The following is a 1,037-nucleotide window of genomic DNA, read 5'->3' on the forward strand; positions in this document are numbered from 1 at the left end:
ACGATCTACAAATCCGAGCCGGATTGAAACCAGGCAGTTCTGCGACGGTGTCGATCAATGCCTTGTCCCCACGATCTACAAATCCGAGCCGGATTGAAACAAAACCACCTCGGCCTTCGGAGCCAACCGCGGTCCCCACGATCTACAAATCCGAGCCGGATTGAAACCCCCTCTCGGTGTAGGCGAGCCATGGGCCCATGCCGTCCCCGCGATCTACAAATCCGAGCCGGATTGAAACTACGGGCCAGTTCGAACAGCCCAAAGAAATCATTGGTCCCCGCGATCTACAAATCCGAGCCGGATTGAAACTCGTGCGGCAGCCCTCCGGGTCGACCGCTTCAATAGTCCCCGCGATCTACAAATCCGAGCCGGATTGAAACGGTGGGCTGTCCAGCCCCCCCAGAACATCAGCCGTCCCCGCGATCTACAAATCCGAGCCGGATTGAAACAAGCCGAAGCCGATCTGCGAGCACGCGTGGTAAACGAGTCCCCGCGATCTACAAATCCGAGCCGGATTGAAACTTGTCGGCCTCCGTCTCGGGGTTGGGCGTGAACAGTTCCTGTGATCTACAAATCCGAGTCGGATTGAAACCTGCGACCACGCACGATGCACATGCCTAACGGTGTGTGCCTGTGATCTGCGAATCCGGGTCGGATTGAAACGGGATGTGGCCGACTCCGAAGATTATTGACAGGAGGGTGGGCGCGATCCGGAAAGTCTGGGTCGGGGCTCCTCCGTGAACGGCCTGGGTGGTGGTGGAGCCGCTGTTCTCCGTGGTAGGGCTGTTGTGGGGTGACGAGTTGGATGGTGTGGTTGTCGGCGGCGGCATTGTGGGGTTCGGGGGGTGGAAGCCGGGTCGCTCGGGACTACAGGCCTTTCCCGTGGGCCGGTCGTCGGCTCATGGTTGGCGGTGGTGTGGCACGGCCGTCCCGGCTCGGTGGTGGGCCGTCGGCGTCGCCCAGCCCGCGGATGCCGTCGGGACCGCAGACGGGGCAGGACGGGTCGATGTCGGCGGACAGGTGCGTCAACCGCGGGT

The organism is Protofrankia sp. CiP1_Cm_nod4, assembly GCF_982290645.1.